The organism is Microscilla marina ATCC 23134, from assembly GCF_000169175.1.
GTDB lineage: Bacteria > Bacteroidota > Bacteroidia > Cytophagales > Microscillaceae > Microscilla > Microscilla marina.
In genome coordinates, this window is record NZ_AAWS01000007.1 from 143,833 (window position 1) to 150,000 (window position 6,168).

The 6,168-nt window shown below is 38.4% G+C and carries 5 protein-coding genes; 1 reads left to right on the forward strand and 4 read right to left on the reverse strand.

Annotation, left to right across the window (positions count from 1 at the left end; genetic code table 11):
- Position 1 precedes the first annotated feature (1 nt).
- Complete coding sequence (locus M23134_RS07935; RefSeq protein WP_002695239.1) at positions 2-1,456, reverse strand: carotenoid oxygenase family protein; 1,455 nt, start codon at positions 1,454-1,456, stop codon at positions 2-4.
- Positions 1,457-1,524: 68 nt separating this feature from the next.
- A complete protein-coding gene (locus tag M23134_RS07940; protein ID WP_002695240.1) occupies positions 1,525-2,757 on the reverse strand; it encodes an acetyl-CoA acetyltransferase in 1,233 nt (410 codons plus the stop codon).
- Positions 2,758-2,945: 188 nt separating this feature from the next.
- On the opposite strand from M23134_RS07940, the gene M23134_RS07945 reads away from it, so the two are divergent.
- On the forward strand, positions 2,946-3,584 hold the full coding sequence (locus M23134_RS07945; RefSeq protein WP_002695241.1) for a TetR/AcrR family transcriptional regulator: 639 nt from the start codon (positions 2,946-2,948) through the stop codon (positions 3,582-3,584).
- Between the two features lie 62 nt (positions 3,585-3,646).
- On the opposite strand, the gene M23134_RS07950 is transcribed toward M23134_RS07945, so the two are convergent.
- A complete protein-coding gene (locus tag M23134_RS07950; protein WP_198144992.1) occupies positions 3,647-4,912 on the reverse strand; it encodes a hypothetical protein in 1,266 nt (421 codons plus the stop codon).
- On the reverse strand, positions 4,881-5,543 hold the full coding sequence (locus M23134_RS07955; protein WP_198144993.1) for a head GIN domain-containing protein: 663 nt from the start codon (positions 5,541-5,543) through the stop codon (positions 4,881-4,883). The genes M23134_RS07950 and M23134_RS07955 overlap by 32 nt, the downstream gene beginning before the upstream one ends.
- Positions 5,544-6,168 lie beyond the last annotated feature (625 nt).

The following is a 6,168-nucleotide window of genomic DNA, read 5'->3' on the forward strand; positions in this document are numbered from 1 at the left end:
TTTAATTGAAAATCCGGTCGCTGTTTACCCAACAAGCATGAAACCCAAGTGGCACCCGTTGAGGAAGCTTAATGCGGGCAAGTGGAGCATCTGCGATATTCTTAGCATCCAGAATGATTACCTCTGACAAGTCGGTACGGGCGTCTGTTACAAAACTGATGACATAGCCGTCATCTTCATCTTTAGCATGAGGCTTAGGAATAAAAGGCGATTCGCTGCCCGATACCCCATCACCATACCAATGAGTTTCTGCTGTTTGTTTTTGGGTGTCATACTTTACTATGCCGTCAAACCTCAGTTTTTCCGATAAGTCAAGGTGTTGATTATAGGCAAAACGTGACTTACGCCCCAAATATTGGCTATTCATTAAAGGAAACTCTGTACTTCTGTCGTCTAAGGCATACTCCCTGGTTTGTCCTGTTTTCATATTAAAGTGATAACGGTACAAATGCGCATCTAAACGTAAGTAAGCATTTAGTTTTTCTTCTGGAGTAGCATTTGGCGGTAGTTTTTTTTGTGGGGTTGGTTCAGGGTTAATACAACAATCCATAATAATTTCATCACCTTCTTCCCAAGCATTGATAGTATGATAAATGTAGCAAGGTTTGGCTTCAAACCAACATACCTGATCGGCAGTACCAAAGCGAGGCAAAATACCAAACCTACTGGGCAGTTCACGCTGAAAAACAGGAGCAGCCTTGCCCTTACTCACCATTACACTCAAGTCATAGATCAAAGGCAAGTCCATCAAGATAGAATGATTTTCAGTAATAGCCATATCGTGTGGCACTCTTGGACCAGGCGTCTTTACTTTAGTAAAATGAGTAACTTTACCTGTGCCATCCACCACCCCGTAAGCTATATAAGCTTTGGTAAGCTCATAATCAAAAAACATCATTTCATTACTGTGTTCATCTACCTTTACATGCGCCATTGCTTTAGACTGTAGCGTTCCTCCAAAACTTTCAACCCCTTTGGTTTCTAAGGTTACCGGGTCTATGGCATACAAGTCTCCACACATATACCAACCTGCCAGCAATTTACCATTATGGTAAGCCACCGCAGTATTGGCGGTATCTTTTAAAGGTACCCCCCTGTTCCACGGGCGATCTTTGTTTGCCGAAAAACGCCCCATTAACCCCTGCCATAACGATTTTTCGGCTTGAGTTTCTTCTTTAAAATTGCTTGTACGTATCCAACGGTTTCTATAAATAGCCTTTCCATTTTCTATCTGAATGGCATGCAGCATACCATCGCCATCAAACCAATGGTAATGACCTTCGGGTTCAAATCGAGGATTGGGACCATTACGTACATAAGTTCCATGAATATCTTGCGGAATTTCACCTATTACCTCAAGGTTATCTGCCACTATTTCTTCAAAAACAGGAGCATAAGGTCCTAGTAAGTAAGGATTGGCCATTTCCAAGGCATAATTCATTATATCATTTTTCATTGTGCAATAATTTTTAGTGAGTGTATTGTAAGGCACAAGCAAAAGCTCATTGCCTTGATTATATTGTGCTAAACACCTACTACAAAGCTGGCAATTGTGGTAAAACTTCCACCAATGTTGAGGATGCCTACATTTTTAGCGCCCTCTACCTGATAAGCTTCCGCTTGATTACTCACTTGTTTGTATGCATCTAGTAGCATGCGTACACCAGTGGCTCCTACTGGGTGTCCTGTACCAATCAACCCTCCACTTGGATTTACTGGAATGGTCCCACCAAGATTAAAAGAGCCGTTTTCTATCACTTTCCAGGCTTCACCAGGAGCAGCCAAGCCAAAATGCTCTAAGGCAACATATTCTGAGATAGTAAAACAATCGTGTGTTTCAATGGCATCAAGCACTTGAGACGAGGGAAGGTTTGCTCTGGTAAGCGCCTCTTGAATAGTGTGGTGTAAATGTGGGAAAGGGTAAGCACCTTGAGGTACTTTATTTTGAAGTTTGTCCTGCAGTAGCATAGGAGCCGTTCTGTGCCCCCAACCCTTGATATAAGGGAGGCTTTCAAAGCTAATGCCTCTTTGCTGAGCGTATTTTCGAGCATAAGTTTCAGAAGCTAAAAATACAACCGCTGCTCCGTCAGTTATCCTGCTGCAATCTGATTTCCGAATGCAGCCCTCTATTACAGGGTTCAAGGTCGGGTCATTGCCAAAAGCAGTAGGTTCAAGCTTCCAATGTTGGGTTTGGGCAAGTGGGTTAAGTTGAGCATTGGCATAATTATTTTGAGCAATTGCCGCAAGGTGTTCTTCCTTTAGCCCAAAATTATTTCGATAATAGTCTGTAACCTCCGAAAACATAGCCACCCAAGGGTATTGAGCATTTTTAGCTTCTTTACCTACCCAGGCCGCTGCCCCCAAATAATTAGCCGCAGTCGCACCATCTACGTTTCGCATCATTTCTACCCCCGCAACACATGCCAAGTCATACCATCCTGCTTCGATGTCACGCATAGCTGCTAACACAGCCATACTTCCTGATGCACAGGCTGCTTCGTGCCTGGCTGTTGGAATCCCCTCAAGGTCAGGGTGTATACTGGCAAATAGTCCCCCTAAGTGTCCCTGTCCACAAAACAACTCTCCCACAAAATTGCCTACATGGGCACATTGGATGTCACTCACTTTTAGTTGACTTTGATCCGCTGCTACAACGAAAGCTTGTTTTAATATTTCATCAATGCCTTTTTCTTCTCTATGCCAGTTGATAGCAAAGTCAGTTTGGGCACCATTTAATATATACACCTTGTGTTTCATTGGTACGATGAGTTAGTGTTGAAGTAATAAAATGAACATAGTGTTCATTTTCAAACAATATAGATTTTTTAAATGATTTTGCAAAGTTATCACGAGTAAGAAGCGTATTATGAATTGTACCAAAGGACAAAGATTATTTTCTGCCATCTTTTTGCTCGACAAATTCTTTTTATGATTTTTGTAGCACAATGAATGACACACTCAAAGAACAACAGCTGACTTATATTATTACCAAGGCAGAAGAGGTCTTTTTTATGAAAGGCTTTACTCATACCAATATTTCAGATATAAGTAAAGCCGCCAAGCGTAGCCGTACAACTATATATAGTTATTTCGAAACCAAAGAAAACTTGTACCTGGCTGTAATCTATCATTCCTTTTTAAAGTTTATCACGGTGTTGGAGCAAGTCAATATAGAAGGGAAAAACGGATTGGAAAAAATACTGGCTTATGGTAAGGGGTACCTTGACTTTTGCCAACAATGCCCTCAACATCATCAAATCATACTAGACTACTATACATTGATTAAAACTAACCAATGGCGTGCTACTAATCAAATGACGTATGCTGGTAAAGTTCGAAAAATAGCTTTACGCCCTTTAAAAGTAATGATAACTGAAATTACAAATGGACAGCAAGACCATAGCATCACGTCAGAGTTGCCACCAGCTACTTTATTTATCAATATCTGGGCGCAATTGATAGGGATCACCCATTTATCTCAAAACCTGAAAAACCCTAATAGTTTTATTTTGTTAGATATAGAGCTAAAAGACTGGAGGCAAAACACTTTAAATATTATTCAAAACTTGCTCACCACAAAATAGAAACAGGCATTAGGTGTTGTCTACACCTAATGCCTATCATAAATTTATAAAATCGACTTTACTTATTTATTCAAGCTTCGCATTACTTTGCCATAGTCATGGTCAGAGTTAATCGTTTTAGCTACTTTTGTAAACTGTTTTTTGAGTGCAGCATTATTGGCAGGCATTTTTTTACCTACATTCATCAACACCTTAGCTTTTTCATGGTTACTGTTAATACCCATTGTTACATCAAGAATCGTTTTTAGTTGAAATTCACTCAATGGTGATTTAATCAACGCTTTTCTTAATATTTTACTCTTCTCGTAGTCTGAGCCTATCTTCTTTACAGTATTAATAACATTTACCATTTGTTGATCATTCAATGAGTTACTCACCAATATACTCCTGAGTACTTTACTTTTTTCATAATCAGAGTTTATACTAATAGTAGAAACCAACACCTTGTCCAAAGCTTTTTTACTAAGTGGCCTTTTAGATGTGATACTTCTTAACACTTTGCTTTTTTCATAGTCAGAATTTATTCCTATAGAAGCATCTATTACTTTTACCATCAGTTGATCCGGTAAGTGTTGTTGCAAAGCTTTACGCAAAGCCTTACTTTTTTCATAGTCAGAGTTGATATTTGCCACAGCTTTTACATAAGAAGAGGTCGTTTTCGTGTTTTGTAAAAACTTTTGGTGATTATTACGTAATATCTTGCCCTTATAATAATCAGACTTTATTTCTGTGCCTATTAGATCTACAACATTTGTAAGTTCAGTGTTCTTTACTGGATGATTCCTTAGTAAATACTTAAAGTACTTATATTGAGCATAGTCCTTTTCAAGTTGCTTAATTTCATCTAATACCGCACTAGTTCCTCCTTGTTTATAAAAACGAGCCACTCTAGACTCTGCTGCAAAACCACTTTCCCGGATTAATTGAGGCAACTCATTTTCAAACCAAGCTCTTCCTTCCGGTTCATAACTTTTCTTTTTGCCCCGTACATAATAAGTATAAGTCAGTTTTCCTCCGGCTTCCGCCTTGATATATATTTCCTGGCTATTCTTTTTAAAACGAAAATAGCCAAAATCAGAAATAGCAGCAATGCTTTTGTCATTATCGGCCAAGGTGATTTTACCCTCATAGTCAACAGTGATTTTATCACCGTTAGAATTGTGAACATATTTATGTTTTTGCGAATATCCACATGTATATATAAAGGCAACCAATAATGTGGCTATGGACAGTTGGTAAATTGATTTCATGATATGATAAATTAAAATAGGTGTAGGTGTTTTAGAATTCACTATATTAGTTGGCACTACGAACGCTACCCGATCCACTGCTCTTACTCATTATTTTAGATGGATTTCCTTTATATCTCACACTGCCCGATCCACTAATACGTGCCGTGATAGCGTCTTTTACCTGTATACGTGCACTACCCGACCCACTTATTCTAACTGTAGCGGCTGTCGATGCCAATTCAAAAGCTCTAATACTACCTGATCCACTAATTTTAATAGACTGGTCATTTGCCTTACCTGATATACGTAAACTCCCTGATCCTGAAATACTGGTCTTAAGATTTGTTACAGCTACTTGTGCTGTCAAGTTACCTGAGCCACTCACTGAAAGACTTAATTGATTACCTTTTAAAGTTGATTTAGCAACTACCGAAGCCGATCCACCAATACCTATCTTATTCAAAGAACGGTAAGTAATCCATAGTTTCACATTTTTGCGACGTTTCCAGTTACGGTACCCCTTTTTCCATCTTATACGTAACTTCCCATCCTCCACGTTAGTTTCTATTTGATTTAGTTCCACTCCGTTTGCTTCTATTCTTATCGATTCAGCACCTCCTTCACTAAGCTCTACCTTAGCTGCAAGACCAATGCTTAAGCTATTAAAAGATCCTGGGGTACGGGTTTCGGTATTTTGGGCAGATAAATTAAAACTGAAAACTGCCAATAAGCACACAATTCCTAAAATTCTTAATTGATTTTTCATAAAATAATATGGGTTTAAATAGAATAAATTTACCCCAATGACATAGAGCTAACCCAAAAGGTTGCAGTTATATAAACATCTCTGTTAGAGGAAGAGAAAGTGGGCGGTATGTAATAAGGTATAAAAAATAAGCCCTGAGTTCTCGTTCCATATAGTAGGAGTAGCCTGATGGATGAACCCCACCTATATACTAATATACATCTAGAGACTTATAACCCTTTACTAGCCAGGTATAGGTAAAACTACTAATTTAGCTTTTTTTAGCGTAGGTGCTTGTAGTTTATAACTAAAAGCTTACCTTTGCATTCACAAATTTCAAAGGGGATTTGATTTAAAGGAGTTGAAAAAGAGTTAAAAATGCGGCGGTAAAGTTTACCGTTATTTTTTTGTTCAAGTTGTTGGATATTAAAAATAAAGCTTGCACCTTTGCACTCCGAAAAACGAACAATGGTTTGTTTTGATTTTGAATAGTTGAGTAATAAAGTCAAGCGACAGCGATCAAAAAAAAAGATCGCAATTTTTTTACCTCAGGTTTGGATATTAAAAATAAAGCTTGCACTTTTGCACTCCGAAAAACGAACAATGG

Bases quoted from the DNA above. Each gene is read 5' to 3' on its own strand.
- M23134_RS07935 (WP_002695239.1), bottom strand. From the start codon at position 1,456: ATGAAAAATGATATAATGAATTATGCCTTGGAAATGGCCAATCCTTAC.
- M23134_RS07940 (WP_002695240.1), bottom strand. From the start codon at position 2,757: ATGAAACACAAGGTGTATATATTAAATGGTGCCCAAACTGACTTTGCT.
- M23134_RS07945 (WP_002695241.1), top strand. From the start codon at position 2,946: ATGAATGACACACTCAAAGAACAACAGCTGACTTATATTATTACCAAG.